Here is a 26,095-nt window from a genome sequence, read left to right as displayed (position 1 = left end):
CCTATGCGCGGATGAGCGCACTGGGCTGAGGCTCCTGGCTCAACCACGCGACTTGCGCCCGTGGGGAGCACAGTCGGCTGCCGGGTTGCGCAACAGCCGGCTGCCGGCCTGCACCAGCCAGCAAGCGAGGATAAAGGGTGCGGTCAGCGCGGGCAGCCCCAGGGCCGCAAAGCCCGGTTGCAGGAGCAAGGCCAGCACTATGCCGAGCAAAGGCGCCCAGGGCTGCCGGCAGTTTTGGCTCAAGGCGAGGGCGGCCAGGGCGGCGTTGTAGCCATAGAGTCCAGCCAAGGCGGTTGGCGTTGGCCAGCCCTGCAGTAACGCCAAGCCCAGTCCGGCGGTGGAGCCGAGCAGCGCCCAACAGGCGGCCCGGCGGCTGGCCACGAGCAAGCCGGCGAACAGGATCAGGCCGGCCAACGGCTGGTCGAGAAAGATCACCTGACCCACGCCGCGAGCTATCGCGGCGCAAAGGTTCAGCCCGTCGAAACTCAGTGCCGGGCTAGCAATTGCAACCGCGGGCGTCAACTGCAGGGGCGCGGCGATTACCAGCAGCAACCAGCTCAGTACGACAAAGGGCGAGGTGTAGGCGGGTAGCCATTGGCGCTGACGCGAACGCTGCAACAGCGGGTTCAGCAGCATGGCGGAAATCCCGCCGCTAGCGATGATCAACAGCGGCAGCAGTGGCGACCAGGCGAATGTGTAGCAGAGCAACAAACCCAGCAGCACGCCGTTGTAGCTGTACAGCCCGGCCTCGATAGCGTCCTCGGCATAGTGCCGCTGGCGTGCCGTCAGCGCTCCGGCGAACCCCCCGAGCAAGGCGCCGCCGAGCAACTGCGGCGCCGCCACCGCGATGGCCAGCAGAATGAGCAGCCCGCACAGCGGGTGCTGCTGCAGGAAGATCTGGCTACAGCCATTGAGCAGGGCTTTGGACTCGCACAAGGTTCGCGTGGGCAGTGATGGGCGCAGCATGGCGGCAGTCGTTGTCGGCAGTTGTTGAATAAAAAAAGAGGCGCCAGGTGAGGGAACACCGGACGCCTGGAAACTGGCAAAGCCAGATGGGATCAGCTGATCAGTTCCCTCGCCCGAAAAGGGCGAGGGGCTGGTTCAGATCAAGGTCTCGATCCGCAGTGTATTGGTCGTCCCCGGTTGGCCAAAGGGCACACCGGCGGTGATCACCACGGTATCGCCGCGCTGCGCCATGTTCTGCGCCTGGGCGATTTCCAGCGCGGTGCTGGTGACCTCCTCGACCTGGTGCAGACGCTCGTTGACCACCGAGTAGATGCCCCAGGCCACGGTCAAACGGCGGGCGGTGTGGATATTCGGCGTCAGGCTCAAGATCGGCGCCTTCGGTCGCTCGCGCGAGGCGCGCAAGCTGGAGCTGCCGGACTCGGTGTAGTTGATCAACGCCGCCACCGGCAGAATGCCGCTGATTCGACGGATCGCACAGCTGATCGCATCGGAGGCGGTAGCCTCGGCCTGCGGGCGGCTGACGTCGAGCTGGGCCTGGAAGTCCGGGCCGTTCTCCACCTGGCGGATGATCTTGCTCATCATGCTCACGGCTTCCTGCGGGTAGTCACCGGAGGCGGTTTCCGCCGACAACATCACCGCGTCGGCGCCTTCGGCCACGGCGTTGGCGACGTCGGTGACCTCGGCGCGGGTCGGCGCCGGCGAGAAACGCATGGATTCGAGCATCTGGGTGGCGACCACCACCGGCTTACCGAGTTGGCGGCAGGTGCGGATGATGTCTTTCTGGATGCGCGGCACGTTTTCCGCCGGCACTTCCACGCCCAGGTCGCCACGGGCAACCATGATGGCGTCGCAGAGCTTGGCGATGGCTTCGAGTTGCTCGACGGCCGAGGGCTTCTCGATCTTGGCCATCAGGAAGGCGCGGTCACCGATCAGCTCGCGGGCCTCGAGGATGTCTTGCGGGCGCTGGACGAACGACAGCGCGACCCAATCCACCCCGAGCTGCAGGCCGAAATCCAGGTCGCGGCGGTCCTTCGCGGTCAGCGGGCTGAGTTCCAGCACCGCCTCCGGCACGTTGACGCCTTTGCGGTCGGACAGCTCGCCCCCGGCGATCACCTGGGTATCGATGGCGTCGCCATGCTTGGCGGTCACCTGCAGGCGCAGCTTGCCGTCGTCCAGCAGCAGGTTCATCCCTGGCTGCAGGGCGGCGATGATTTCCGGATGCGGCAGGTTGGCGCGCTGCGCGGTGCCGGGTGTCGGGTCGAGGTCGAGGCGGAAGGCCTGGCCGCGCTCCAGATTGACCTTGCCCTCGGCAAAGCGGCCGACGCGCAGTTTCGGCCCTTGCAGGTCCATCAGGATGCCGATCGGATAGTTCAGCTGGCGTTCCACCTCGCGCACCCAGTTGAAGCGCTCGGCGTGGTCGGCATGTTCGCCGTGGCTGAAATTCAGGCGGAACAGGTTTACGCCGGCTTCCACCAACTGACGGATATCGTCGATGCCCTTGATGGCTGGGCCCAGGGTGGCGAGGATTTTTACTTTCTTATTCGGGGTCATTTGGCAGGGCTCTCCAGTATCAGGATGGCGCGGAAGTCGTTGACGTTGGTACGAGTCGGCCCAGTGACGATCAGTTCGTCGAGGGCGGCGAAGTAGCCATAGCCGTTGTTGTTGTCCAGTTCGTCACTGGCGCTGAGGCCCTGGCGGGCAGCGCGGGCATAACTGTCGGGGGTCATCAGGGCGCCGGCGTTGTCTTCCGAGCCGTCGATGCCATCGGTGTCGCCCGCCAGCGCGTAGACGCCGGGCAGGCCTTTGAGGCTATCGGTCAGGCTCAGCAGAAACTCCGCATTGCGCCCGCCGCGCCCGTTGCCGCGCACGGTGACGGTGGTTTCACCGCCGGAGAGGATCACGCAGGGCGGTTTGAGCGGCTGACCGTGCAAGACGATCTGCCGAGCGATACCGGCGTGGACCTTGGCCACGTCGCGGGATTCGCCTTCCAGATCGCCGAGGATCAGCGGGGTGAAACCGGCTTTCAGCGCCTTGGCGGCGGCTGCGTCCAGGGATTGCTGCGGCGTGGCGATCAGTTGGAAGTGGCTGCGGGCCAGGCATGGATCGCCGGGTTTGACCGTTTCCGAGCGTGGGTCTTGCAGCCAGGCGCGGACGTGGGCCGGAATCTCGATGGCGTAGCGGCTGAGGATCGCCAGGGCTTCGACCGAGGTGGTCGGGTCGGCGACGGTCGGGCCGGAGGCGATCACCGTGGCTTCATCGCCCGGCACATCGGAAATCGCGTAGGTGTAGACGCTGGCCGGCCAGCTGGCCTTGGCCAAGCGGCCGCCCTTGATCGCCGAGAGGTGCTTGCGCACGCAGTTCATCTCGCCGATGGTGGCGCCGGATTTCAGCAGGGCCTTGTTGATCGCCTGTTTATCTTGCAGGCTCAAACCGGCCGCCGGCAGGGCGAGCAGGGAAGAGCCGCCACCGGAGAGGAGGAAGATCACCCGGTCGCTTTCGCCGAGGTTGCTGACCAACTCCAGTACGCGTTGGGCGACTGCCAGACCGGCGGCATCCGGCACCGGGTGCGCGGCCTCGACCACTTCGATTTTCTGGCAGTTGGCGCCGTGGCCGTAGCGGGTCACCACCAGGCCGGAAATCTCGCCCTGCCATTGCGCCTCGATCACTTCGGCCATGGCCGCCGCCGCTTTCCCGGCGCCGATGACGATGACGCGACCCGTGCGGTCGGCCGGTAGATGGTCGGCCAGCACCTGACGCGGATGGGCGGCGTCGATGGCGGTGGCGAACAGTTCGCGTAGCAGGGACGTTGGATTGAAAGACGGATCGGAAGACATAGCAGGGCTCCTGACTTCTGGTTGTGCTGCTGGGCCGATTGCAGTCCGGAGCCGCCGTTGTGCTAACAGCGGTTCGGGACTGGAATCGACCAGCCTGGCAGGTAGGCCGTGACTCCGCCTGCCAGGAGGTCGAAACTTTTACTCCCCTCGCCCCGCAGGGCGAGAGGATCAAGCGCTTACTCTTTGCGGATCGAGAAGTTGGCCATGTGTTCCAGGCCTTTGATCAGCGCCGAATGGTCCCAGTTGCTGCCGCCGATGGCCGCGCAGGTGCTGAACACTTGCTGGGCGTTGGCGGTGTTGGGCAGGTTCAGGCCCAGCTCGCGGGCGCCGGCCAAGGCCAGGTTGAGGTCCTTCTGGTGCAGGCTGATGCGGAAGCCCGGGTCGAAGGTGCCTTTGATCATACGCTCGCCGTGCACTTCGAGAATCTTCGAGCCGGCGAAGCCGCCCATCAGCGCTTCCCGCACCTTGGCTGGGTCGGCACCGTTCTTCGCGGCGAACAGCAGCGCCTCGGCCACCGCCTGAATGTTCAGCGCGACGATGATCTGGTTGGCCACCTTGGCGGTCTGGCCGTCGCCGTTAGCGCCGACGTGGGTGATGTTCTTGCCCATGGCCTGGAACAGCGGCAGGGCGCGTTCGAAGGCCTGCTCGCTACCACCGACCATGATGCTCAGGGTCGCGGCCTTGGCACCCACTTCACCGCCGGACACCGGGGCGTCGAGGTAGGCGGCGCCGGTGGCCTTGATCTTCTCGGCGAAGACCTTGGTGGCGGTCGGCGAGATCGAACTCATGTCGATCACCACCTTACCTGCGCCAGCGCCTTCGGCCACGCCGTCCTTGCGGAACAGTACCTCTTCAACCTGCGGCGTATCCGGCACCATGATGATGATGAACTCGGCTTCCTGCGCCACTTCGCGCGGGTTGGCCAGGCCAATGCCGTTGGCGCCGATCAGGTCGGCCGGGGTCTTCTCGAAGTGCTCGGAGAAGAACAGGGTGTGCCCGGCTTTCTGCAGGTTCTGAGCCATGGGCTTGCCCATGATGCCGGTGCCGATAAATCCGATTTTAGCCATGAGGATTCTCCTTTGATGGCGTTGTGGAGACGCTGAAAACTTCAGCGTCTTCAGTGGTACATGGATGTGCTACCCGCCAACCATCGGTTGGCGAGAGCCGAGTCCGGGCTTGTACCGAACTCGGCATTTCTGAAAAAGTCAGGAGGACTTTTTCAGAACTAAACGAACGCTTTCAGCCAGCCGAGGCCAGCAACGGTGGTGGTAGCCGGCTTGTATTCACAGCCGATCCAGCCCTGGTAGCCGATGCGATCCAGGTGTTGGAAGAGGAAGCGGTAGTTGATCTCGCCAGTGCCCGGCTCGTTGCGGCCCGGGTTGTCGGCCAGTTGTACGTGGTTGATCACCGCCAGGTTGCCTTCTAGGGTGCGGGCCAGATCGCCTTCCATGATTTGCATGTGGTAGATGTCGTACTGCAGGAACAGATTGCTGCTGCCGACCTTCTCGCGAATGGCCAGGGCCTGCTTGGTGTTGTTCAGGTAGAAGCCGGGGATGTCGCGGGTGTTGATGGCTTCCATCACCAGCTTGATGCCGGCGGCTTGCAGCTTGTCGGCGGCGAACTTCAGGTTGTCGACGAAGGTTTGCTCGACGGTCGCGCAGTCGAGGCCTTGCGGACGAATACCGGCCAGGCAGTTGATCTGCTTATTGCCCAGCACCTTGGCATAGGCGATGGCTTGATCGACGCCGGCGCGGAACTCGGCAACGCGATCCGGGTGGCAAGCGATACCGCGCTCGCCTTTGGCCCAATCACCGGCCGGCAGGTTGAACAGCACCTGGGTCAGTTTGTTGGCATCCAGGCGCGCCTTGATTTCTTCGGCGCTGAAGTCGTAGGGGAACAGGTATTCGACGCCGCTGAAGCCCGCTTGGGCGGCGGCGTCGAAACGATCCAGGAAGTCCACTTCGGTGAACAGCATGGACAGGTTGGCAGCAAAACGGGGCATAAGAGTTCTCCTCGGTTGGCTCCCCTCTTCCGCCCTTCTTTCATGTAGAGGGGGAGAGGGGCCGGGGGAGAGGGCCTTATGAAAGGTACCCTCTCCCTAACCCTCTCCCACAAGTGGGAGAGGGGATGGTTCTGCGTCAGTCGAGCAGCGAGATCGCCGTCGGCGCATCCGCACCGGTCAGCGCCAGGTCTTCGAACTCGTTGACCGCATTGATCTCGGTGCCCATGGAGATGTTGGTCACGCGCTCTATGATGATTTCCACAATCACCGGTACCCGGTGCTGTTTCATCAGTTCCTGAGCCTGGCGCAGGGCCGGCTGGATCTCGCTCGGCTCGAGCACGCGAATCGCCTTGCAACCCAGGCCTTCTGCGACGGCCACGTGATCCACGCCATAGCCGTTCAGCTCAGGAGCATTGATGTTGTCGAACGCCAGCTGTACGCAGTAATCCATCTCGAAACCGCGCTGCGCCTGACGGATCAGGCCGAGGTAGGAGTTGTTCACCACCACGTGAATGTACGGCAGGTTGAACTGCGCGCCGACGGCCAGTTCTTCGATCATGAACTGGAAGTCGTAGTCGCCGGACAGCGCCACCACGTTGCGCGTCGGATCAGCCTTGACCACCCCCAGCGCCGCCGGAATGGTCCAGCCCAGCGGGCCGGCTTGGCCACAGTTGATCCAGTGGCGCGGCTTGTAGACGTGCAAGAACTGCGCGCCGGCAATCTGCGACAAGCCGATGGTGCTGACGTAGCAGGTGTCCTTGCCGAACACCTGGTTCATCTCTTCGTAGACGCGCTGCGGCTTGACCGGCACGTTGTCGAAGTGGGTCTTGCGCTGCAGGGTGCGCTTGCGCTGCTGGCAGGCATCCAGCCAGGCGCTGCGGTTCTTCAGTTTACCAGCGGCTTGCCACTCGCGAGCGACGGTGATGAACATGTCCAGGGCGGCGCCGGCATCGGAAACGATACCCAGATCCGGGTTGAACACGCGGCCAATTTGGGTCGGCTCGATGTCGACGTGGATAAAACGCCGACCGGCGGTGTACACGTCAACCGAACCGGTGTGGCGGTTGGCCCAACGGTTGCCGATGCCGAGTACCAGATCGGACTCCAGCATTGTGGCGTTGCCGTAGCGATGCGAGGTCTGCAGGCCAACCATGCCGACCATCAAGGCGTGGTCATCCGGGATGGAGCCCCAACCCATCAGGGTCGGTACTACCGGTACGCCGACCAGTTCAGCGAACTCAACCAGCTTGGCGCTGGCGTCGGCGTTGATCACGCCACCACCGGAAACGATCAGCGGGCGCTCGGCCTCGTTGAGCATCGCCAGGGCTTTTTCGATCTGGGTGCGGTTAGCGGCAGGCTTGGCCAGCGGCAACGGCTCGTAGGCGTCGATATCGAATTCGATCTCGGCCATCTGCACGTCGAACGGCAGATCGATCAGCACCGGGCCCGGGCGGCCGCTGCGCATTTCGTAGAAGGCCTTCTGGAACGCGTAAGGCACTTGGCCCGGCTCCATGACGGTGGTTGCCCACTTGGTCACCGGCTTAACGATGCTGGTGATGTCGACCGCCTGGAAATCTTCCTTGTGCATCCGCGCACGCGGCGCCTGGCCGGTGATGCAGAGGATTGGGATCGAGTCGGCGGAAGCACTGTAAAGGCCGGTGACCATGTCGGTGCCGGCTGGGCCGGAGGTGCCGATGCACACGCCGATGTTGCCGGCTTTGGTGCGGGTGTAACCCTCGGCCATGTGCGAGGCGCCTTCAACGTGACGGGCCAGGACGTGGTCGATGCCGCCGACTTTTTTCAGCGAGGAATACAGGGGGTTGATAGCGGCGCCGGGGATACCAAACGCGGTGTCAACGCCTTCGCGGCGCATTACGAGGACGGCAGCCTCGATTGCTCTCATTCTGGCCATGCTGTTGTGCCTCATTTGTTCTTAAATTGTATACAACTTACGGTGTTGGATTCTATTCAGCTCATGACTTTGCGGTCAAGATTTTTTCTCTGGCAAAGCGCCGCAGCGAAAAATCTTTTGAAACGGTTGTTTGAGCGGGCGCGCGGAAGGCGCCTGGGCTGTGGTCTGAAGTAATGTATACAAAATGCTTTTAGATTGTATCTGTCTATTGCGTTTTTTGTTTTCGGTGAGATATTTGCTCCGAGCTTTTGATTGTGCCCGTTCGGCTCGGCCCGCTTTTCCGGGTAGCCGTGTGCAGTGGCAGCTGTCCTGTCTGGCAGCACCGACGGGCGCGTTTCTTTCCGATTTCTCACTAGCAAAAGAAGGGTTGAACATGAGCGCTTTAACACTGGAAACCGCGACCATGATTACCAATCAGGCACTGGCGGCTGGGCGTGCCATCTCCGCTGCACCGCTGACCATTGCGGTGCTGGATGCGGGCGGCCACCTGATAACGCTGTTGCGCGAAGACGGCGCAAGCATGCTGCGACCGCAAATTGCCATCGGTAAAGCCTGGGGCGCCGTGGCGCTGGGCAAGGCCTCACGGCTGATCGCCAATGATGCGCAGCAGCGCCCAAGCTTTATCGCGGCGGTCAACACCTTGGCACAAGGCAACCTGATTCCGGCACCGGGTGGCGTGTTGATCCGCAATGCGGAAAACGCAGTGATCGGCGCCATCGGCATTACCGGCGACACCTCCGACATCGACGAACAATGCGCGATCAAAGGGGTGCAGGCGGTTGGCTTGGTCGCGGATGCGGGTTAAGTCAAAGCGGCTTTAGCTGCAGGGTGGCGATGAAGTCCCCACGAGCGGGGCATTTCCTAGCCGCAAAAAAACGCCTCTTCCAGATGGGAGAGGCGTTTTTTTTTAGCGATGCAGAAGGGTGAGCTAGCCGGCTACTTTAACTGCCGGCTTTTCGCTGCTATCGGCGATCTCGCAGCCCTTGATCACCAGGCGAATGATGGTCTCGGCGGCCGCTTCGTAATCGGCATCGTCGAGGCTGGCCTTGCCGGTGACGGTGGAGATTTGCCAGTCGAAGTCCGCGTAGGTCTGGGTTGCCGCCCAGATGCTGAACAACAGATGGTTGGGGTCGATTTTGGCCATCAAGCCCTGATCGATCCATGCCTGGATGCAACTGATGTTGTGCTTGGCTTGCCCGTTGAGCTGTGCGGTTTGTTCTGCCGACAGGTGCGGCGCGCCGTGCATGATCTCGCTGGCGAATACCTTGGAGGCGTAAGCCAGATCGCGGGAGATGCGAATCTTCGAGCGGATATAGGCCGTCAACACCTCAGCTGGCTGACCGCCTTCGTTGAACGGCGCGGAGGCCTGCAATAGCGGTTCGATGATGCTTTCCAGCACCTCGCGGTAGAGGTTCTCTTTCGACTTGAAGTAGTAATAAACGTTGGGCTTGGGCAGACCCGCCTTGGCGGCGATATCGCTGGTCTTGGTCGCGGCAAAGCCTTTGTCGGCGAACTCTTCACTGGCCGCGCGCAGAATTAACTCTTTGTTGCGCTCGCGAATGCTGGTCATTTAAAGGCTCTTGTGCTGTTTACACCCCGCAGAGAATGGCGGACGGGCGGTCGGGCATGGTAGCACCGGCCTCGCGCGAGGCTCAACCCAGCGGCCCAGTGCCTGGATCGAGGTTTGCCTGGGGTTTCCTGCACAGAGAGGCGGCAGGAAATTTTGTCGAATTTTTTGTATACGCGCTGGGGGTTTTCTGGTTATATTCCTGACCGGTCGGTCAATAACAATAACGTCTCGGCGCCTTGAGCACTAGGAGACCCGCCTTGCCCAACACCCAGTTGGTCGACCCTTTCGGTCGGCGCATCACCTACCTGCGTCTGTCGGTCACCGACCGCTGCGACTTTCGCTGCACCTACTGCATGAGCGAAGACATGGTCTTCGCCCCTCGCGAACAGATCCTCAGCCTGGAAGAGCTCTATACCGTGGCCGATGCCTTTATCGGTCTCGGGGTTAAACGCATCCGCATTACCGGCGGTGAGCCGCTGGTGCGCAAAGGGCTGCTCGGCCTGCTTGAGCGCTTGGGCGCACGGCCCGAACTGGAAGACCTGGCGATCACCAGCAACGGCTCACAGCTTTACCAGATGGCGCCGCAACTGCGCGCCGCCGGCGTCAAACGCCTGAATATCAGCCTCGACTCCCTGCGGCGCGAACGTTTCGCCGCCTTCACCCGGCGCGACAAGCTCGAGCAAGTGCTGGCCGGCATCGAAGCGGCGAGGGCGGCGGGTTTTAGCCGGATCAAACTGAACAGCGTGGTGCAGAAAGGCCGCAACGATGACGAAGTGCTCGATCTGGTCGAGTTCGCCGTCGAGCGCGGGCTGGATATCAGCTTTATCGAAGAGATGCCGCTGGGCAGCATCTCCAGCCATAAGCGCGAAGAGACCTTCTGCTCCAGTGCCGAGGTGCGCGAGCGCATCGAGCAAGGCTACGCGCTGGTGCGCAGCAGCCGCGTCACCGGCGGGCCATCGCGCTACTGGCAGGTGGTCGGGAGCGATACTCGGGTCGGTTTCATCTCCCCGCACAGCCACAACTTTTGCGCCGACTGTAACCGCGTGCGGGTGACCGCCGAGGGCAAGCTGGTGCTCTGCCTCGGCCATGAAGGCGCCCTCGATCTAAAAGCCCTGCTGCGCGCCCATCCGGGCGATAGTCAGCGCCTGCGCGAAGCCCTGCAAAATGCCCTGCAACTCAAGCCGGAGCGCCATCACTTCCAGGTTGAAGAGCAAGTGCAGGTCTTGAGGTTTATGAGCATGACCGGCGGCTAAGCCGCCTCGATAAATTCCTCGGCCACGCACGCGCGCGGCTACTTATCTCTGTTCGAGTCAATCAAAGCCACTAACCAGGAGGTTTGTTGTGAAGCCTAAGCTCGTCTGCAGTTTGTTAGCCGTTCTGCTCTCCACCAGCGCCCAGGCGCAAACTTATGTGGTTGGCGTGGAAAACCTGGCCTTCTTGCCGCACTACAGCACCGATAAGCAGGGCAACTACGAGGGGTTCGCCCGCGAAGTGCTCGACCTGTTCGCGGCCAAAAGCGATGTGCAACTGGAGTACAAAGCGCTGCCGGTCGAGCGCCTGCTACCCGCGTTGCTGCAAGGCGAGGTGGACTTCAAATACCCGGACAACCCCAACTGGTCGCAGTCGCAAAAAGCCGGCAAGGGCATGAGCTACAGCCAGGGCGTGGTCAATTACGTCGACGGCGTGCTGGTCGCCCCACAACACCAGGGCCGCGGCCTGGAACAGCTGCAACGCCTGGCGGTGGTGAATGGCTGGACGCCCTGGGGCTACCAGGAGCGCATCGCCGCGCAGCAGATCCAGCTGTTCCAGGGCGCCGACCTGCAACAGATGATCAAGCAAGCCCTGAAGAAAGACGCCGACGGCGCCTACTTCAACGTGGTAGTCGCCACCTATTATCTCGACAACATCCGCGCCCGCCCGGGCGCCCTGGTGTTCGACCCGAAACTGCCCTACACCCGCAGCACCTTTAACCTCTCGACGGTCAAACACCCCGAACTGCTTCAGCGCTTCGACCAATTCCTGGTGGAGCAGCACGCCGAAATTGCCGCGCTAAAAGCCAAATACCAAGTCGAGGCTAATCTGGATTCGGAGTTTATGGGCATGGAGCAGTGGAAGGTCGACTTCCTCAAACGGCAGAAAGCCAAAGAGGCGGCGGGCTCCTGAGAGGCGTTTGGGGATTTAGGCAACAGCGCGGGAATAGCCATAACCCCGAGAAATCATAACCATGAGCACAAGTGCTTTTACTTAACTGACCTCTGCCCCTTAGCCTCCTGACATCCCAATAAGAGATGCCAGGAGGCACACCTTGCTCTACAGCCCCTATATCGCCGCAGTTTTATCCCTACTGCTGATAGCCCTTTCCCTGAATATTTCCCGCCTGCGACTGGTCCATAAGGTCAGTTTCGGCGATGGCGGCATCAAGGAATTGACCTGGGCCATCCGAGCCCACGGCAACAGCCTGGAACAGGCGGTGGTGTTTACCCTGCTGATCTATTTCGTCGAGACGGCCGCTGAAGCCGGCGCCACAGCGGTGCTGGCGCTTGGCGCTGCATTCGTGCTCGCCCGTATCCTCTATTGCCTGGCTTTGTTCACGCGGCGCTTGCTGGTCCGGCAGCTTGCGCATGCGCTCACGCAGCTTCTGCAGATAGCCGCTGCACTGATCATCCTGGCCAACTGATTCAGCACGGAGGCGACTATGGAAAATGACGACAAGAAAATTGCGCTATTCGAAAGGGTCAACGGCTTTACCGGGCCTCTGTCGAGAACCGCTTGGCATTGGCGTACCAGAGTCATCGCCAGGCTGTTGGCGAACTATATGTTCCTGAAAAACAAAGGCGAGCGCAAAGACAGCGTTGGCGCTATAGCCGAAGAGTGGCGGCAGATGTTTGGGTTGAACCGGTTCTGGAAGATCGACCGGATCGACGACGACACCGCCTACTGCGAGATTCATTTCCCGTGCTCGCTGGAGCGCACCGGCGATGTGCAGGCCTGCTATCGGCTGATGGAGTACGACCGGGCGCTGGTGGAGAAGATCGGCGGGCAACTGGTAGTGCTGGAATCGCGGGCGGACCCTAAGGTGGCCGGGAGTTGCAAGGTGGCCATCCGCAAGCGTGATGATTTGAGGACGGACCTGATCCCGGCCCATCTTATTGAGTGACCTTGAGTCAGGCGGTTAAGCTCCCACTCGTTTATGCCTATTGGCTGGCGACAAGGAGCTGTCATGTTGCGCCTGGAAATCAAGCATTTGCGCCTGGTCGCCGCAATTGCCGAGACTGCTAATCTGACCCGAGCAGCGCAGGCGCTGTGTCTGTCGCAGCCGGCTTTGAGTAAGCAGTTGGCCGAGTTGGAGGAGCGCCTGGGCTTCGCGCTGTTTTACCGCACCAAGCGGGCGATGATCCTGACCGAACCAGGCGCTCTACTGGATACTCAGGCGAGACTGATCCTGGGGCAGGTCGCCGAGCTGGAAAGCCAGCTGCATCAATACGCCAAAGGCGATTCGGGCAAGCTGCGGATCAGCATCGACCGGGTGCATCAGGCCGACTGGCTGCCGGCGGTGATGAAGCAATTTCGTATGCGCTATCCGCAGATCGAATTGGTGCTCAAGCCAGTCCCCGATCTGCTGTGCAGCCTGCAACAGAGAGAGATCGATGTGGCGGTGATCGGCGAGGTCATCGAGGCTGCCGGTGTCGACTATGTGGCGCTGAATGAAGATGAAATGGTCGCCGTCCTGCCGCTGGATCACCCGCTGTGCCAGCAAGTCTATGTGTCGGTTGCGGATCTGGGCGGTCTGGATCTGCTGTATTACTTCGAGCTGGAGCAGTCCTATCTCTACCGTCGCCACCTCTATCCCAATCAGATCAGCCTGGGCTCGTTTCACCATATTCAGAATATCGACGCGATCATCGAACTGGTGACGGCTGGCGAGGGAGTCAGCATTCTACCCAGGCGCCTGCTCAGCGAGGCGCTATGCAGGCAGCAGCTCGCCGTGCGGCCGATAGGTGAGGGCGGCTTTGCGTTCAGATGGTATGCGGCGCTGACGCCGCAAGCGGATAAGCCTTATGTGGTGGGCTTTATAGAGTTGCTGCAGGGGGCGATCGTCGAGCAAAGGAAAGGGGAATAACGCTCGGCGTTATCCCCCTCTATATTTTCAGCCATGTAGGGTGGGTGAAACCTGCGTTGCGGGCTTCTCTGGAGACAGCCGCAACCAGCCTCCCCGGCAAACCCATCAGCAATCGCAGACTCGTTGGTTACACCTACTGGCCTTTTGCTATTAGCGCTGCTAGGTTCTTTCGCAACGTGCGAAAGGAATCACCCCGCAGGCACGGAGGCTTATCTCGTACTGTCGCGTTCGCTCTGAAGCATTGCCGCCTTTCACTTGGCAGGCTTTCGGCGGTTTCCAGCACCACGGCGAACTTGGCTTTGGCTGGCCAGTCATCTGGCAACTTCTTGTCTCCCGGCACGGCGACTGCTCCGGCCGGGCCGCGGGAAGGTAACAACCGGGATCAGCGATCGCTGAGTGCAAAGGTCGTCAGGCAGAACGTTGGGATGCCGATGTCTTGCAATCGTTGCGAGCCGCCGAGTTCCGGCAGGTCGATGATCGCGGCAGCCTCGAAGATGCTCGCGCCCAGGCGCCGAACCAGATTGGCCGCGGCCAGCAGGGTGCCGCCGGTGGCAATCAGATCATCGAACATCAATACCGAGTCGCCCTCGCACAGGCTGTCGGCATGCACTTCGAGGAAGGCTTCGCCGTACTCGGTCTGGTAGCCCTCGGCCAGCACGTCACCCGGCAGCTTGCCTTGCTTGCGAAACAGAATCAGCGGCTTGTTGAGGGCGTAGGCGATGATCGAACCGATCAGAAAGCCACGTGCGTCCATGGCGCCGACATGGCTGAACTCGGTCTCGACATAACGCTGGATAAAGCTGTCGGCGACCATTCGCAGGGCGCGAGGGGACTGGAATAACGGCGTGATGTCACGAAAGATCACCCCGGGTTTGGGGAAGTCGGGCACGGGGCGGATCAGGGATTTGATACTGAATTCGTCGAAGATCATCGTCGCAGATTCCTACGGCTGGCGGGCGTGCGGAAATTCTAGCAAGCCTGTGGTGATCAGGTGTGCCGGTTCGGCAGCCGGGGCAGTTTCGGCAGTTGGGACAGTGCTTAGCCTTCGAGGTTGCCGCCGGCCAGGGCGCACAACTCGATAGGGTCGAGGATTTGGATTTCCTTGCCCTCGGCGGCGATCAGGCCGTTCTGCTGGAAGCGGGTGAATACCCGCGACACGGTTTCCACCGCCAAGCCCAGGTAGTTGCCGATTTCGCTGCGCGACATGGCCAAACGGAACTGATGGGCCGAGAAGCCACGGGCGCGGAAACGAGCGGAGAGGTTGACCAGGAAGGTGGCGATGCGCTCGTCGGCGGTTTTCTTCGAGAGCAGCAGCATCATCTGTTGATCGTCGCGGATTTCCCGACTCATTATCCGCATCAACTGGCGGCGCAGCTGGGGCAGCTGTACGGACAGTTCGTCGAGTCTCTCGAAGGGAATTTCACAGACCGAGGTGGTTTCCAGCGCTTGCGCGGACATGGGGTAAGTCTCGCCGTCCATGCCGGACATGCCAACCAGTTCGCTGGGTAAGTGGAAGCCGGTGATCTGCTCATCACCCGCATCCGAGACGCTGAAGGTGCGCAGGGCGCCTGAGCGCACGGCGAAGACCGAGCCGAAGGCATCGCCCTGGCGGAACAGGAAGTCGCCTTTGTTCAGCGGGCGGCCGCGTTTAACGATCTCATCCAAGGCATCCATATCTTCCAGATCCATGGACAGCGGCAGGCACAGGCCGGCCAGGCTGCAATCCTTGCAATGCACTTGGGGCAGGCTGCGGGCCTTGATGTTCTCGGCCATCGAGAAAAGTCCTTACGCTAAAGCACACATGAGCTGTAAGGGTAACAGCTAGGTCGGCGCCTGACCATTTGCTCAAGTTTCCCCGTTAATGGCCGAAAGAGCCTATCGGTAGGCAAGGCGCGCACAGGTTGCGGGTAGCCTTCTTCAAGGCTGACCGGGCGTCCGTTGAGTCCGGGCGCGATCAGATCACCCGTGAAAAGCGCTGGCGGTTTTGCTCGGCCAGGTAGTGGTCGAACAGCATGCACACCGAGCGTACCAGCAGACGCCCGGCGGGGCGGATGTGGATGGCGCGGTCGCTCAGATCGAGCAAGCCGTCTGCGGCCATGTGCTGGAGTTGCGGCCAGATCGCGCCGAAGTAGGCGCGAAAGTCGAGGTTGAACTGGTTTTCGATCACGCTGAACTCCAGTTCGAACTGGCAGATCAGGTGCTGTATCACGGCGCGCCGGATCCGGTCATCGGCGTTGCAATGCAGGCCGCGCTGGGTGGCCAACTGGCCTTTTTCCAGGTCGTTCTGGTACTGCGCCAGGTCGCTGCTGTTCTGGCTGTACAGCTCGCCAATCTGGCTGATCGCCGAGACCCCAAGCCCCAGCAGGTCGCAATGGCCATGGGTGGTGTAGCCCTGGAAATTACGCTGCAGGCGGCCATCTTCCTGGGCGCTGCTCAACTCGTCGTCAGCCAGGGCGAAATGATCCATGCCGATATAGCGGTAACCGGCAGCGGTCAGTTGCTCGATGCTTTGTTGCAGCATCGCCAGCTTGTCGGCGGCTGTCGGTAGTTCGCTGTTGTTGATGCGCCGTTGCGGCAGAAAGCGCTGCGGCAGGTGGGCGTAGTTGAACACCGAGAGCCGATCAGGCTGCAGGGCGATCACCTCGGCGACGGTACGGGCGAAGCTCGCCGGGGTTTGTTTGGGCAGGCCATAGATCAGGTCGATATTCACCGAACGGAACTGCAAGGTGTGCGCGGCTTCGATGATGGCGCGGGTTTGCTCCAGGCTTTGCAGGCGATTGATGGCACGCTGCACCGCTGAATCGAAGTCCTGTACGCCGACACTGACGCGGTTAAAACCCAGCTCGCGCAGCAGACCCATGCTTGACCAGTCGGCCTCGCGCGGGTCGAGCTCGATGCCGTAGTCGCCGGAATCGTCGTCCAGCAGGCTGAAATTCTGCCGCAGCGTGCCCATCAGACGGCGTAATTGGGCATGGTTAAGAAAAGTGGGAGTGCCACCCCCCAAGTGCAGCTGTTCGATGCGCTGGCGGCGATCCAGATGACCGCCAAGGATGGCGATCTCGTGGGTTAGCCGATCCAGATAGGGCTCGCTACGGCTGCGATCCTTGGTGATGACCTTGTTGCAGGCGCAGTAGTAGCAAATGTTGGCGCAGAACGGGATGTGCAGGTACAGCGACAACGGGCGCAGGGCTCGACGGCTGCCGTGTAGGGCGTCAAGCAGCTCGGCCGGGCCGACGCCGGGATGAAACTGCAGGGCCGTCGGGTAGGAGGTGTAGCGCGGGCCGGCCTGATCGTAGCGGTGGATCAGGTCGGTGTCCCAATTGATGGTATCGAGCATGCGAGCGATCCCCGGTTTTCAGACTGTGCCGGGGAGTCTAAAGAGCGGGCGCAGAGGCCATCTTGATCTGTATCAAGTGGCTCAGTGCTGGTGCTGCTCGGCTTGCGCGCTGCTGTGGCTGTGGTCGGAGCCATGCCCCATCAACCAGGCCTGGTGGGGACCGGGTAGCGTCCATAGCCCAAAGAGAATCACCACTAGGCCGCCGGCCATGCGCACCCTGCGCTTGCGCAGCACCGCGGTCAGCCGTTCGGCGGCCATGCCGGTGGCTAGCAGTACCGGCCAGGTGCCCAGACCGAACGCCAGCATCAGCAGCGCACTGTCGAGTGCATCGCCTTGGCTGGCGGCCCACAGCAGGGTGCTGTAGACCAAGCCGCAGGGCAGCCAGCCCCAGAGTGCGCCGAGCAGCAGGGCGCGGGGCAGGCTGGAGACCGGCAGCAAGCGGCTGGCGAAGGGTTGGATAGTGCGCCAGAGTCCGCGGCCAAGGGCTTCGATGCGGGTCAGACCGCTCCACCAGCCGGCCAGATAGAGGCCCATGGCGATCAGCAGCAAGGCCGCCACCACGCGCAGTGCCAGCGCCGCCGGGCTGCTGGCGACGGCCCAGCCGGCCAGGCCGATCAACAGGCCGGCGCTGGCGTAACTGAGAATCCGGCCGAGATTGTAGGCGAGCAGCAGACGCAAACGCCGACTGCGTTGCTCGGGCGGGATGGCCAAGGTCAGCGCACCCATCAAACCGCCACACATCCCCAGGCAGTGGCCGCCGCCGAGCAGGCCGAGAATCAGCGCGGAAACCAGCAGCGGAGCGAGTTCAACCACGCGGCGGTTCCTCGTCCTTGGACTGGTTGCCTGAGGTTGTGTTGCCGCTGGCTTCGTCGATGCCGGCCTGATGCTGCGGGTCTTCGTCGTCGAACAGGATGCTGTGGGCCGGGCCATCCAGGTCGTCGTACTGACCGCTGTCGACCGCCCAGAAGAAGATATAGATGGCGATGGCGACGATCAGCAGGGCTACTGGAATCATCACGTAGAGCGCGGGCATACAGCCTCCAGGTGAGCGGGAAAGCCCACGCCCTGCTTAGGCGGGGGCGTGGCGGGCGAGGGTCGCGTGGGCACTGGCGGGCGCGGCCTTTACCTCCGGTAGACGGGTCAGGCGCAAGGCATTGAGCACCACGGTCAGCGAGCTGAGTGACATGCCGATCGCGGCCCAGGCGGGGGTGATCCAGCCGAGGGCGGCGAACGGCAACATCAAGCCATTGTACAGCCCCGCCCAGAGCAGGTTCTCGATGATTACACGGCGGGTGCGGCGGGCCAGACCGAAGGCCTGAATCAGCGCCTCCAGGCGATTGGACAGGAGTACTGCGTCGGCACTGGTTTTCGCCAGATCGGTGGCCGAACCCATGGCCACGCTGATATCGGCGGCGGCCAGCACCGGCACATCGTTGACCCCGTCACCGAGCATCAGCACCTTGCGCCCTTGCTGGTGCAACTGTTGGAGGAGCGCCAACTTGTCAGCGGGGCGCAAGCCGCCGCGGGCTTGGTCGATACCCAGCTCGGCGGCGACGCTGGCGACCATCGGTGAACTGTCGCCGGACAGCAGCAAAGTCTGCCAGCCGCGGCCCCTGCAGGCGGCGAGCAGGGCAGGCGCGTCGGCCCGCAGGCGATCATCCAGGACGAACCAGGCCAGAGGGCCCTGGCTGTCGCCGAGCAGCAGCCATTGGCCGGGCTCCTCGGGCATGCTCGGCACTGTGCAGCCACTCAGCGCGCAGACGAAAAGTGGCTGGCCGATGCGCAGACGCCGGCCGGCAACCAGGCCTTCGAGTCCGAGGCCGGGGCTGCTGGTGACCTCTTCTGCGGCTTGAGGGGCTTGGCCGAACGCCCGGGCGATGGGGTGTTCCGAGCGATTTTCCAGGGCGGCGGCCAGGGCCAGGCAGCTGTCGGCGTTCTCGGCGCCCAGCGGGCGGATAGCCCGTAGCGTCAAGCGGCCTTCGGTCAGGGTGCCGGTCTTGTCGAAAATGACCGTATCGATCTGGTTCAGGCCTTCCAGCACATGCCCGCGGGTCAGCAGTAAACCCAGCTTGTGCAAGGTGCCGGTGGCTGCCGTGAGTGCCGTGGGCGTCGCCAGGGACAGCGCGCACGGGCAGGTGGCGACCAGCATGGCCAGCACTATCCAGAACGCGCGGGACGGCTCCAGCTGCCACCAGATCAGGCCGATGACGGCGGCGAGCAGCAGGGTGGCGAGCAGGAACCATTGCGCCGCGCGGTCGGCCAGTTCGGCCAGGCGTGGCTTGTCGGCTTGCGCGCGTTCGAGCAGGCGGACGATGGCCGAGAGCCGGGTGTCGTGCCCCAGCGCCAGGACTTCGACGGTCAAAGGGCCTTCGACGTTGAGCGTGCCGGCGGTCACCGCATCGCCTTCGATGCGCGCTTGCGGCAGGTATTCGCCGGTCAGCAGCGATTCATCGACGCTCGATTGACCTTGCCGGATGCGTCCATCGGCAGGCACTACCGAGCCGGGTTGCACCAATACGCGATCACCGAGCCGCAACTCGCTGAGCAGGATGCGCTCACTCTGGCCCTGGGCATCCAGGCGTAGACAGGAGGCCGGTAGCAGGTTGACCAACTGCGCGGTCGCCGCCGCGGTGCGCTCACGGGCGCGGCGCTCCAGGTAGCGGCCGCTGAGGAGGAACAAGGCGAACATGCCGACCGCATCGAAATACAGTTCACCCTGGCCGCTGATCGCCGTCCAGATCCCGGCGAGATAGGCGCCGCCAATCGCCAGCGAGACCGAGACGTCCATGGTCAGATGACGGGTGCGCAAGTCGCGCAGGGCGCCGCGAAAGAACGGCGCGCAGCTGTAGAACACGATCGGAGTGGTCAGAAACATCGCCACCCAGCGCAGAATCTGGTGCAGTTCCGGGCTCAGGTCGATATTGAATTCCGGCCAAGTGGCCATGGTCGCCATCATCGCCTGGAACCACAGCAGCCCGGCGACCCCCAACTGGCGTAGGGCGAGACGATTTTCCGCAGCCAATTGCTCGGCCGCACGATCCGCCTGGTAGGGGTGGGCGGCATAGCCAATACTGCGCAGTTCGCCGAGCAGTTGGCTGAGGGGCAGTTGACTGTCCGCCCAGCGCACCTGCAAGCGGTGGTTGGACAGGTTCAGGCGGGCTTCGGCAACCCCCGGCAGATGGCGCAGATGATGCTCGATCAGCCAGCCACAGGCGGCGCAACTGATGCCTTCCATCAGCAGCGTGGCTTCGGCCAGCTCGCCGTCGTGCCGCACGAACGGCTGCTGTACATCGGGGCGGTCGTACAGCGCCAGCTCATCGCTGAGTTGCTGGGGCAGAGCCTGCGGGTTGGCTGAGACTTCGCTGCGGTGGCGGTAATAACTGTCCAGGCCGCCGGCGACTATCGCCTCGGCCACCGCTTGGCAGCCGGGACAGCAGAACTCTCGGGGTTCACTGAGCACGGCCGCGCAAAAGCGACTGCCGGCGGGAACCGGCAAGCCGCAGTGATAGCAGGGCAAAGGTGCGCTCATGGAGAAGCCTTCAGCTCTCGAGCTTGAGCGGGCGGGAGGTTACCGGCGCGCTCATGGACGCAGGTCTTCCGCCCCGGGGATGGGTTCGTCACCGAGCAGCATGTCACCGCCGGGGCTGAGCATTTCTTCCTCGAACAGGCGCCAGGTCTGCTCGCCTTGCTGGCCGAGCAATTCGATGAAGCGGCGACCGCTGATGGCTTCAGGCAGCTGGCCGATGTAGCGGTCTGCTTCCGTGGTGCTGCGCGTCAGTGCGATGTGCCGGTCTTTTCCCGCCTGGGTCGGGGAGATCAGGTTGAGTTCGAGCTTGTCCGGGCGGCTGTTGCCGGACAGGCGCAGGCTGACTTCGCCGGTCAATTCGTCGAGGTGGGCCTTGGCCTGTAGCTTCAGCTCTTTGGCCAGTTGTTCGCGCTCCAGCGAACGGCTGATGCCCTTGCCGGCCTCGTAATAATTGTCGCTGACCAGTGTGTCTTCGGTGTCCGCGGCAATTATCACCATATGGATGGTGAGGAGCACCGAGGTGGCCAGCATGGCGATGATGATCCAGGGCCAGAGGTGTTTGTACCAAGGACTAGCGGGTGTAGCGGGCATCTTGTCGCTCTCTTAACGAATGTGCGGGCCGATGAAGCGGCTCTTGGCTTCAACATGCGTGTCGGGTTCGTCGACGTCATCGAGGGTGAAGATCACCTCGTTGGCACTCGACGGCAACTTCTCTGGCGCGATGGACAGTTCTACCGGCAGGCTCAGGATCTCGCCGGCGGCGACCTTGAGCTCGCGCTGGCCTGCCAGTTGCAGGTCGTCCAGGCCCTTGGCATCGAGCAGGTAGGTGTGCTCGCGCTGATCCTTGTTCATGATCTTCAGGCTGTAGACGTTCTCGATTCGCCCTTCCGCGTTTTCGCGGTAGAGCACGCGATCCTTGCTGACGTCGAAGCCCACCAGCGGACGCATGACGAAGGCTGCGGCGAGCAGGCCGATCATGGCGAGCAGGGCGATGGCGTAGCCGATCAGGCGTGGCCGTAGCAGGTGAGTCTTCTGTCCGGAGAGGTTGTGCTCGGTGGTGTAGCTGATCAACCCGCGCGGGTAGTCCATCTTGTCCATGATCGAGTCGCAGGCGTCGATGCAGGCGGCGCAGCCGATACATTCGATCTGCAGGCCGTCGCGGATGTCGATGCCAGTCGGGCAGACCTGTACGCACATGGTGCAGTCGATGCAGTCGCCGAGGCCTTCGGCCTTGTAGTCGGCGCCCTTTTTACGCGGGCCGCGGTGTTCGCCTTTGCGCGGGTCGTAGGAGACGACCAGGGTGTCCTTGTCGAACATCACGCTCTGGAAGCGCGCGTAGGGGCACATGTAGATGCACACCTGCTCGCGCAAGTAGCCGGCGTTGCCGTAGGTGGCGAGGGTAAAGAAGCCGGCCCAGAAGTACGACCAGCCATCGGCCTGGCCGATGAAGAAGTCGAGGCTCAGCTCGCGAATGGGCGAGAAGTAGCCGACGAAGGTCAGCCCAGTGACGAAGCCGATCACCAGCCAGAGGCTGTGTTTGGCCAGCTTGCGCAGGAACTTGTTGGCGTTCATGGGCGCTTTGTCGAGCTTGATGCGCTGATTACGGTCGCCTTCGGTGACCTTCTCGCACCACATGAAAATCCAGGTCCAGACGCTCTGCGGGCAGGTGTAGCCGCACCAGACGCGGCCGGCGAACACGGTGATGAAGAACAGGCCGAAGGCGCTGATGATCAATAGCCCGGAGAGCAGGATAAAGTCCTGCGGCCAGAAGGTGGCGCCGAAGATGTAGAACTTGCGCTCCGGCAGGTTCCACCAGACCGCCTGATGACCCGCCCAGTTGAGCCAGACGGTGCCGAAGTACAGCAGGAGCAGGGCAGCGCCACCGAACCTGCGCAGATTGCGGAAGAAACCGGTGAAGGCGCGGGTGTAGATCTTTTCACGCGAAGCGTAGAGGTCGACGCTGTTAGCCGCCGGCTTGGCCTGCGGGGTAATGTCTCGAACGGGGATCTGCTTGCTCATCAGTGCGTACCACGGCTGTGGAAGAGAGCCTCGGCCAGTACATGCCGACAGAGGTCAAAGCGACTTGCGCGCTCTGAATTATACGCTGGGAGTGCGGCTTTAACGCTGCGACCCGAAGTCGCGTGGAGGCAGGGCGTTATGCGGGAGCTGCTTCAGAGCCAGCCCGCCAGAGCGGGCATGACTCCGAAAACAGAACTTACTCGGCCGTATCGGTAGCGGCATCGCTGCCATGCGACAAGCTGTAGACATAAGCCGCCAACAGGTGAACCTTGTCGTTGCCCTGGAGTTGTTCCTGGGCCAGCATCACGCCTTGGCGACCGTAGCGGATGGTCTGCTGCAGCTGAGCGAAGCTCGAACCGTAGATGAACGCAGCCGGGTGAGTCAGGTTCGGTGCGCCCATCGCTGGGGTGCCTTTACCTTCTGGGCCGTGGCAAGCCAGGCAGTTGGCGGCGAAGATCTTCTGGCCGGCGGCGGGGTCGGCTTTCGCGTCTTCCGGCAGCTTGCGACCGTTCAGTTCGGTCAGCACGAAGGCGGCCACATCGCGTACGCCTTGTTCGCCGATCACCTCGCCCCAGGCCGGCATCACACCCTGACGCCCGCCCAGGATGGTGGTCTTGATGGTTGCCGCCTCGCCGCCCCAGCGCCAGTCGGCGTCGGTCAGGTTGGGGAAGCCATAGGCGCCCTTGGCATCGGAGCCGTGGCAAACCGAGCAGTTGGAGGCGAACAGGCGGCCACCCATCTTCAGGGCTTGCGGGTCTTTGGCGACTTCTTCGATAGGCATGGCGGCGAACTTGGCGAAGATCGGCGCGAACTTCGCGTCAGCCTTGGCCATTTCCTTTTCCCACTCATGCACGCCGGTCCAGCCAGGCTGACCATTCGAGAACTCTTGCTGGGTCTCGTTGTTCAGGTGGCCGTAACCCGGCAGCAGACCTTTCCAGTTACCCAGGCCAGGGTAGAGCGCCAGGTAGCCGAGGGCGAAGATGATGGTGGCGACGAACAACATGAACCACCATTTCGGCAGTGGGTTGTCGTACTCCTCGATGCCGTCGAAGGAGTGGCCGACCGTCTGGTCGGTGGCTTCTTTGCGCTGGCCTTTACGCGTGGATAACAGGATCCCGGTCAGCGTGGCGATGGTGCCCAGGGTGAGTACTGTGACGTACAGACTCCAGAAGAGGGTCATTCTTTATTACTCCTAGAAGCTTGCTCTTGCTCGACGTGCTTAATGGCTTCGGGATCATCTGCGAAAGGCAGCAGTGTGGCCTCGTCAAAGTCCTTTTTACGTCTTCCGCTAAACACCCAAAGCGCCAGACCGATAAAGGCCACCATCACTACAACGGTGCCAAGACCACGAATCATCCCGATGTCCATCACAGTCACCGTTTGCTTTTGATGATGGTGCCCAGGCCCTGCAGGTAGGCCACCACGGCGTCCATTTCGGTCTTGCCTTTAACCGCAGCGCGGGCGCCGGCAATGTCTTCGTCGGTGTAAGGCACGCCCATGGAGCGCAGCACTTCCATTTTCTTGGCGGTGTCTTTGCCGTCGAGCTTGTTTTCGACCAGGAAGGGGTAGGCCGGCATGATCGACTCGGGCACTACGTTGCGCGGGTTGTACAGGTGCGCGCGCTGCCACTCATCGGAGTAGCGGCCGCCAACCCGGGCCAGGTCCGGACCGGTACGCTTGGAACCCCAGAGGAACGGGTGATCCCAGACGCTTTCGCCGGCTACCGAGTAGTGGCCATAACGCTCGGTTTCGGCGCGGAACGGGCGGATCATCTGCGAGTGGCAGCCGACACAGCCGTTGGCGATGTAAATGTCACGGCCTTCCAGTTCCAAGGCGGTGCGCGGTTTCATGCCTTCCACCGGCTTGTTGGTGACGTCCTGGAAGAACAGCGGAACGATCTGGGTCAGGCCGCCGATGCTGACGGCGATGACCATGAAGAAGGCCAGCAGGCCGATATTCTTCTCGACTACTTCGTGTACTTGGGGGTTCATCAATGAGCTCCTACAGCGATCTGAGCGGCGGCTTCAGCTTCAGCTGGCTTGGAGGCGCGCACGGTGCGGAAGGTGTTGTAGGCCATCAGCAGCATGCCGGAGGCGAAGAACGCACCACCGATTGCCCGCACGATGAAACCTGGGTGACTGGCTTGCAGCGCTTCAACAAAGGAGTAGGTGAGGGTGCCGTCTTCGTTGATGGCACGCCACATCAGGCCTTGGGTGATGCCGTTGACCCACATGGAGGCGATGTACAGCACGGTACCGATGGTGGCGAGCCAGAAATGCGCGTTGATCAAGCCAATGCTGTGCATTTGTGGGCGACCCCAGAGCTTCGGAATCATGTGGTACAGCGCGCCGATGGAGATCATCGCCACCCAGCCGAGGGCGCCAGCATGCACGTGGCCGATGGTCCAGTCGGTGTAGTGGGACAGGGCGTTGACGGTCTTGATGGCCATCATCGGGCCTTCGAAGGTCGACATGCCGTAGAACGCCAGGGAGACCACCAGGAAGCGCAGGATGGGGTCGGTGCGCAGCTTATGCCAGGCGCCAGACAGGGTCATCATGCCGTTGATCATGCCGCCCCAGCTCGGAGCCAGGAGGATGATCGACATCGCCATGCCGAGGGACTGCGCCCAGTCCGGCAGCGCGGTGTAGTGCAGGTGGTGCGGACCGGCCCAGATGTACAGGGTGATCAGCGCCCAGAAGTGCACGATCGACAGGCGATAGGAGTAGATCGGACGCTCGGCCTGCTTGGGTACGAAGTAGTACATCATGCCGAGGAAGCCGGTGGTCAGGAAGAAACCTACGGCGTTGTGGCCGTACCACCACTGAATCATAGCGTCGGTCGCGCCGGAGTACAGCGAGTAGGACTTGAATGCGGAAACCGGCATTTCCATGCTGTTGACTATGTGCAGCAGCGCGGTCACCAGGATGAAGGCGCCGAAGAACCAGTTGCCGACATAGATGTGCTTGGCCTTGCGCTTGAGGATGGTGCCGAAGAACACCACGGCATAGGTGATCCAGACGATCCCGAGGAGGATGTCGATCGGCCATTCCAGCTCGGCGTATTCCTTGGAGCTGGTGTAGCCCAGCGGCAGGCTGACGCCGGCGCCGAGGATCACCGCTTGCCAGCCCCAGAAGGTGAAGGAGGCGAGGCTGTCAGAGATCAGTCGGGCCTGACAGGTACGTTGCACCACGTAGTAAGACGTAGCGAACAGAGCACAGCCACCGAAGGCGAAGATCACCAGGTTGGTGTGTAGGGGGCGCAGGCGTCCAAAGCTCGTCCATGGCAGACCGAAGTTCAGCTCCGGAAAGACCAGTTGCGAGGCGATGAAAACGCCCATGCCCATGCCAAGGATCCCCCAGACCACCGTCATGATGGCGAACTGGCGGACCACCTTATAGTTATAAGCAGTCGGACTGATTGCTGTGCTCATTCTAAGGTTCCACGGTTTAGGGTGTTTTTTAGGGGTAAAAATCGGCGGCAAGTATGGAGAAACCAGGTAGCCATTGCAACGTCGCAAGCAGCAGCTATCGGGGTTTCAGGCATCTGAAACAAGTTATTTCAGCCTCTAAATGAGGACGTTTCTCAGGTGCTCGACTCGATAACGGATGTTGCGCAAAGAGAGGTGCTGCCTTGAGGTTATGGCAGGCGGCTAATGCGCGAAGATTAGTCCAAGTCAAACCACTGTGACGGTTGTTGGTCGGCGAGGTGCGACACTGGGTCGCAGCTCGAAACGGTGCTCCGGATAAAAGCGGGTGCATCCTGCTGAGTCCTCGGAGGTAAGCGGATTTCCTTGCTTTTGCACGCGCTCT

General features: G+C 62.2%; 25 protein-coding genes. 6 read left to right on the top strand and 19 right to left on the bottom strand.

Annotated features, from left to right (window positions below; genetic code table 11):
* Window positions 1-39 precede the first annotated feature (39 nt).
* The 6 genes from FFS12_RS15640 to gcl form a co-directional block, all read right to left on the bottom strand.
* The gene (locus FFS12_RS15640) at window positions 40-966 is read right to left on the bottom strand and encodes an urea transporter (protein ID WP_137888057.1); all 927 of its coding nucleotides are present in this window, start codon (window positions 964-966) and stop codon (window positions 40-42) included.
* A gap of 135 nt (window positions 967-1,101) precedes the next feature.
* Window positions 1,102-2,517, bottom strand: coding sequence for a pyruvate kinase (gene pyk / locus FFS12_RS15635; RefSeq protein ID WP_137817350.1), 1,416 nt, complete (start codon window positions 2,515-2,517; stop codon window positions 1,102-1,104).
* Window positions 2,514-3,800 (bottom strand): glycerate kinase, encoded by a 1,287-nt coding sequence (locus FFS12_RS15630; protein WP_137888055.1) that lies wholly within the window; start codon window positions 3,798-3,800, stop codon window positions 2,514-2,516. Before FFS12_RS15630 ends, pyk begins: the two co-directional genes overlap by 4 nt.
* Before the next feature lie 176 nt (window positions 3,801-3,976).
* Window positions 3,977-4,867, bottom strand: a complete 891-nt coding sequence (locus FFS12_RS15625) for a 2-hydroxy-3-oxopropionate reductase (RefSeq protein ID WP_137888053.1) — start codon at window positions 4,865-4,867, stop codon at window positions 3,977-3,979.
* A gap of 158 nt (window positions 4,868-5,025) precedes the next feature.
* Window positions 5,026-5,802 carry a hydroxypyruvate isomerase gene (gene hyi, locus FFS12_RS15620; protein WP_137888051.1) on the bottom strand — a complete coding sequence of 259 codons (777 nt, stop codon included), beginning with the start codon at window positions 5,800-5,802 and terminating at the stop codon, window positions 5,026-5,028.
* A 136-nt stretch (window positions 5,803-5,938) separates the two neighbouring features.
* Window positions 5,939-7,714, bottom strand: a complete 1,776-nt coding sequence (gene gcl, locus FFS12_RS15615; RefSeq protein WP_137888049.1) for a glyoxylate carboligase — start codon at window positions 7,712-7,714, stop codon at window positions 5,939-5,941.
* A gap of 373 nt (window positions 7,715-8,087) precedes the next feature.
* Between gcl and FFS12_RS15610 the strand changes: the two genes are divergently transcribed.
* Window positions 8,088-8,519: a heme-binding protein gene (locus FFS12_RS15610; protein ID WP_137888047.1), complete on the top strand. Its 432-nt coding sequence runs from the start codon at window positions 8,088-8,090 to the stop codon at window positions 8,517-8,519.
* 123 nt (window positions 8,520-8,642) lie between these two features.
* On the opposite strand, the gene FFS12_RS15605 is transcribed toward FFS12_RS15610, so the two are convergent.
* Window positions 8,643-9,284 carry a TetR/AcrR family transcriptional regulator gene (locus FFS12_RS15605; RefSeq protein ID WP_137888045.1) on the bottom strand — a complete coding sequence of 214 codons (642 nt, stop codon included), beginning with the start codon at window positions 9,282-9,284 and terminating at the stop codon, window positions 8,643-8,645.
* Between the two features lie 257 nt (window positions 9,285-9,541).
* On the opposite strand from FFS12_RS15605, the gene moaA reads away from it, so the two are divergent.
* The 5 genes from moaA to FFS12_RS15580 all read left to right on the top strand — a co-directional run bounded on the left by moaA (window position 9,542) and on the right by FFS12_RS15580 (window position 13,404).
* On the top strand, window positions 9,542-10,537 hold the full coding sequence (gene moaA / locus FFS12_RS15600) for a GTP 3',8-cyclase MoaA (RefSeq protein ID WP_137888043.1): 996 nt from the start codon (window positions 9,542-9,544) through the stop codon (window positions 10,535-10,537).
* A gap of 88 nt (window positions 10,538-10,625) precedes the next feature.
* The gene (locus FFS12_RS15595) at window positions 10,626-11,447 is read left to right on the top strand and encodes an ABC transporter substrate-binding protein (RefSeq protein WP_137888041.1); all 822 of its coding nucleotides are present in this window, start codon (window positions 10,626-10,628) and stop codon (window positions 11,445-11,447) included.
* 142 nt (window positions 11,448-11,589) lie between these two features.
* On the top strand, window positions 11,590-11,961 hold the full coding sequence (locus tag FFS12_RS15590; protein ID WP_218568986.1) for an MAPEG family protein: 372 nt from the start codon (window positions 11,590-11,592) through the stop codon (window positions 11,959-11,961).
* Between the two features lie 18 nt (window positions 11,962-11,979).
* On the top strand, window positions 11,980-12,441 hold the full coding sequence (locus FFS12_RS15585; RefSeq protein WP_137888038.1) for a hypothetical protein: 462 nt from the start codon (window positions 11,980-11,982) through the stop codon (window positions 12,439-12,441).
* Between the two features lie 63 nt (window positions 12,442-12,504).
* Complete coding sequence (locus FFS12_RS15580; protein ID WP_171011896.1) at window positions 12,505-13,404, top strand: LysR family transcriptional regulator; 900 nt, start codon at window positions 12,505-12,507, stop codon at window positions 13,402-13,404.
* Window positions 13,405-13,786: 382 nt separating this feature from the next.
* On the opposite strand, the gene FFS12_RS15570 is transcribed toward FFS12_RS15580, so the two are convergent.
* The 12 genes from FFS12_RS15570 to ccoN form a co-directional block, all read right to left on the bottom strand.
* The gene (locus FFS12_RS15570; RefSeq protein ID WP_137817284.1) at window positions 13,787-14,335 is read right to left on the bottom strand and encodes an adenine phosphoribosyltransferase; all 549 of its coding nucleotides are present in this window, start codon (window positions 14,333-14,335) and stop codon (window positions 13,787-13,789) included.
* A 107-nt stretch (window positions 14,336-14,442) separates the two neighbouring features.
* Window positions 14,443-15,177 (bottom strand): fumarate/nitrate reduction transcriptional regulator Fnr, encoded by a 735-nt coding sequence (gene fnr, locus FFS12_RS15565; RefSeq protein WP_137888032.1) that lies wholly within the window; start codon window positions 15,175-15,177, stop codon window positions 14,443-14,445.
* A 181-nt stretch (window positions 15,178-15,358) separates the two neighbouring features.
* Window positions 15,359-16,741 (bottom strand): oxygen-independent coproporphyrinogen III oxidase, encoded by a 1,383-nt coding sequence (hemN, locus tag FFS12_RS15560; RefSeq protein WP_137888030.1) that lies wholly within the window; start codon window positions 16,739-16,741, stop codon window positions 15,359-15,361.
* Between the two features lie 81 nt (window positions 16,742-16,822).
* Complete coding sequence (locus FFS12_RS15555; protein ID WP_137888028.1) at window positions 16,823-17,554, bottom strand: sulfite exporter TauE/SafE family protein; 732 nt, start codon at window positions 17,552-17,554, stop codon at window positions 16,823-16,825.
* Window positions 17,547-17,774, bottom strand: a complete 228-nt coding sequence (gene ccoS, locus FFS12_RS15550) for a cbb3-type cytochrome oxidase assembly protein CcoS (RefSeq protein ID WP_137888026.1) — start codon at window positions 17,772-17,774, stop codon at window positions 17,547-17,549. The genes FFS12_RS15555 and ccoS overlap by 8 nt, the downstream gene beginning before the upstream one ends.
* 36 nt (window positions 17,775-17,810) lie before the next feature.
* Window positions 17,811-20,270: a heavy metal translocating P-type ATPase gene (locus FFS12_RS15545; protein ID WP_137888024.1), complete on the bottom strand. Its 2,460-nt coding sequence runs from the start codon at window positions 20,268-20,270 to the stop codon at window positions 17,811-17,813.
* Window positions 20,271-20,321: 51 nt separating this feature from the next.
* Window positions 20,322-20,858 (bottom strand): FixH family protein, encoded by a 537-nt coding sequence (locus tag FFS12_RS15540; protein ID WP_137888022.1) that lies wholly within the window; start codon window positions 20,856-20,858, stop codon window positions 20,322-20,324.
* 12 nt (window positions 20,859-20,870) lie between these two features.
* Entirely contained in the window at window positions 20,871-22,286 is a 1,416-nt protein-coding gene (gene ccoG, locus FFS12_RS15535) for a cytochrome c oxidase accessory protein CcoG (protein WP_137888020.1), read from the bottom strand.
* A gap of 196 nt (window positions 22,287-22,482) precedes the next feature.
* Window positions 22,483-23,466, bottom strand: a complete 984-nt coding sequence (gene ccoP, locus FFS12_RS15530; RefSeq protein WP_137888018.1) for a cytochrome-c oxidase, cbb3-type subunit III — start codon at window positions 23,464-23,466, stop codon at window positions 22,483-22,485.
* Entirely contained in the window at window positions 23,463-23,654 is a 192-nt protein-coding gene (locus FFS12_RS15525; RefSeq protein WP_137817275.1) for a cbb3-type cytochrome c oxidase subunit 3, read from the bottom strand. The genes ccoP and FFS12_RS15525 overlap by 4 nt, the downstream gene beginning before the upstream one ends.
* 5 nt (window positions 23,655-23,659) lie before the next feature.
* The gene (gene ccoO / locus FFS12_RS15520; RefSeq protein WP_137888016.1) at window positions 23,660-24,277 is read right to left on the bottom strand and encodes a cytochrome-c oxidase, cbb3-type subunit II; all 618 of its coding nucleotides are present in this window, start codon (window positions 24,275-24,277) and stop codon (window positions 23,660-23,662) included.
* Window positions 24,277-25,716 (bottom strand): cytochrome-c oxidase, cbb3-type subunit I, encoded by a 1,440-nt coding sequence (gene ccoN, locus FFS12_RS15515; protein WP_137888014.1) that lies wholly within the window; start codon window positions 25,714-25,716, stop codon window positions 24,277-24,279. The genes ccoO and ccoN overlap by 1 nt, the downstream gene beginning before the upstream one ends.
* Between the last annotated feature and the right edge of the window lie 379 nt (window positions 25,717-26,095).

It is taken from the genome of Pseudomonas sp. 2FE, from assembly GCF_005503735.1.
Taxonomy (GTDB): domain Bacteria; phylum Pseudomonadota; class Gammaproteobacteria; order Pseudomonadales; family Pseudomonadaceae; genus Aquipseudomonas.
The sequence above is the reverse complement of the archived record's forward strand: the minus strand, read 5'-3'. Positions and strand labels throughout refer to the sequence as shown.

Coding starts and splice junctions, on each gene's coding strand:
- hemN (WP_137888030.1), bottom strand. CDS start 16,741: ATGCTCGATACCATCAATTGGGACACCGACCTGATCCACCGCTACGAT.
- ccoP (WP_137888018.1), bottom strand. CDS start 23,466: ATGACCCTCTTCTGGAGTCTGTACGTCACAGTACTCACCCTGGGCACC.
- FFS12_RS15630 (WP_137888055.1), bottom strand. CDS start 3,800: ATGTCTTCCGATCCGTCTTTCAATCCAACGTCCCTGCTACGCGAACTG.
- pyk (WP_137817350.1), bottom strand. CDS start 2,517: ATGACCCCGAATAAGAAAGTAAAAATCCTCGCCACCCTGGGCCCAGCC.
- FFS12_RS15545 (WP_137888024.1), bottom strand. CDS start 20,270: ATGAGCGCACCTTTGCCCTGCTATCACTGCGGCTTGCCGGTTCCCGCC.
- fnr (WP_137888032.1), bottom strand. CDS start 15,177: ATGGCCGAGAACATCAAGGCCCGCAGCCTGCCCCAAGTGCATTGCAAG.
- gcl (WP_137888049.1), bottom strand. CDS start 7,714: ATGGCCAGAATGAGAGCAATCGAGGCTGCCGTCCTCGTAATGCGCCGC.
- FFS12_RS15540 (WP_137888022.1), bottom strand. CDS start 20,858: ATGCCCGCTACACCCGCTAGTCCTTGGTACAAACACCTCTGGCCCTGG.
- FFS12_RS15525 (WP_137817275.1), bottom strand. CDS start 23,654: ATGGACATCGGGATGATTCGTGGTCTTGGCACCGTTGTAGTGATGGTG.
- FFS12_RS15610 (WP_137888047.1), top strand. CDS start 8,088: ATGAGCGCTTTAACACTGGAAACCGCGACCATGATTACCAATCAGGCA.
- ccoG (WP_137888020.1), bottom strand. CDS start 22,286: ATGAGCAAGCAGATCCCCGTTCGAGACATTACCCCGCAGGCCAAGCCG.
- hyi (WP_137888051.1), bottom strand. CDS start 5,802: ATGCCCCGTTTTGCTGCCAACCTGTCCATGCTGTTCACCGAAGTGGAC.
- FFS12_RS15585 (WP_137888038.1), top strand. CDS start 11,980: ATGGAAAATGACGACAAGAAAATTGCGCTATTCGAAAGGGTCAACGGC.
- ccoS (WP_137888026.1), bottom strand. CDS start 17,774: ATGCCCGCGCTCTACGTGATGATTCCAGTAGCCCTGCTGATCGTCGCC.
- FFS12_RS15570 (WP_137817284.1), bottom strand. CDS start 14,335: ATGATCTTCGACGAATTCAGTATCAAATCCCTGATCCGCCCCGTGCCC.
- FFS12_RS15580 (WP_171011896.1), top strand. CDS start 12,505: ATGTTGCGCCTGGAAATCAAGCATTTGCGCCTGGTCGCCGCAATTGCC.
- ccoN (WP_137888014.1), bottom strand. CDS start 25,716: ATGAGCACAGCAATCAGTCCGACTGCTTATAACTATAAGGTGGTCCGC.
- FFS12_RS15605 (WP_137888045.1), bottom strand. CDS start 9,284: ATGACCAGCATTCGCGAGCGCAACAAAGAGTTAATTCTGCGCGCGGCC.
- FFS12_RS15625 (WP_137888053.1), bottom strand. CDS start 4,867: ATGGCTAAAATCGGATTTATCGGCACCGGCATCATGGGCAAGCCCATG.
- FFS12_RS15640 (WP_137888057.1), bottom strand. CDS start 966: ATGCTGCGCCCATCACTGCCCACGCGAACCTTGTGCGAGTCCAAAGCC.
- ccoO (WP_137888016.1), bottom strand. CDS start 24,277: ATGAACCCCCAAGTACACGAAGTAGTCGAGAAGAATATCGGCCTGCTG.